This window comes from Caballeronia udeis (genome assembly GCF_044909315.1).
GTDB classification, from domain to species: Bacteria; Pseudomonadota; Gammaproteobacteria; order Burkholderiales; family Burkholderiaceae; genus Caballeronia; species Caballeronia udeis_A.
Genome location: NZ_JBIYEB010000096.1, coordinates 1 through 1,008 on the forward strand (window position 1 = coordinate 1; position 1,008 = coordinate 1,008).

General features: G+C 58.6%; 1 protein-coding gene. It reads left to right on the top strand.

What is annotated here, in order from left to right; all coding sequences use genetic code 11:
• On the top strand, positions 1 to 1,008 hold a 1,008-nt coding region (locus ABH944_RS44615), incomplete at both ends, for a bifunctional 2-methylcitrate dehydratase/aconitate hydratase (protein ID WP_404615855.1).

A 1,008-nucleotide genomic window follows, 5' to 3' on the forward strand; every position in this document is an offset into this window, starting at 1 on the left:
CTCGACACCGCGCGCAACTGCCTGATCGACACGCTCGGCTGCGGACTCGAAGCACTGACTTATCCGGCATGCACCAAGCTGATGGGACCCATCGTGCCCGGCACGATTGTCCCCAACGGCGCCAAGGTGCCCGGCACCTCTTTCCAGCTCGACCCGGTTCAGGCTGCGTTCAACATTGGCGCAATGATCCGCTGGCTCGACTTCAACGACACGTGGCTGGCTGCCGAATGGGGCCATCCGTCTGACAATCTCGGCGGCATTCTGGCCACGGCCGACTGGCTCTCACGTAACGCGGTGGCAACGGCCAAGAAGCCGCTGTCGATGAAAGACGTCTTGATCGCCATGATCAAGGCGCACGAAATTCAAGGCTGTATCGCGCTGGAAAACTCGTTCAACAAGGTCGGTCTCGATCACGTCTTATTGGTGAAACTGGCCTCCACGGCAGTGGTCGGTCAGATGATCGGCCTCACGCGCGATGAGTTGATCAACGCCGTTTCTTTAGCCTTCGTCGATGGTCATTCGCTGCGCACGTATCGGCATGCGCCCAATACGGGTTCGCGCAAGTCGTGGGCAGCAGGCGATGCGACCTCGCGCGCCGTGCGTCTCGCGTTGATCGCGAAGACGGGCGAGATGGGCTATCCGTCGGTTCTGACCGCTAAAACATGGGGCTTTTACGACGTGCTCTTCAAGGGCAACGCGTTCAAGTTCCAGCGCCCGTACGGTTCGTACGTGATGGAGAACGTGCTCTTCAAGATCTCGTTCCCGGCTGAATTCCACTCGCAAACCGCCGTGGAAGCCGCGATGACCTTGCACGCGAAACTCGCGGAAACCGGCAAGAAGGTTGAAGACATCAAGAAGATCACGATCCGCACGCACGAAGCGGCAATTCGGATCATCGATAAAAAAGGTCCGCTCGATAACCCCGCCGACCGAGATCACTGCATTCAATACATGATCGCGGTGCCGTTGATTTATGGCCGCCTGACCGCGTCCGACTATGAAGATTCG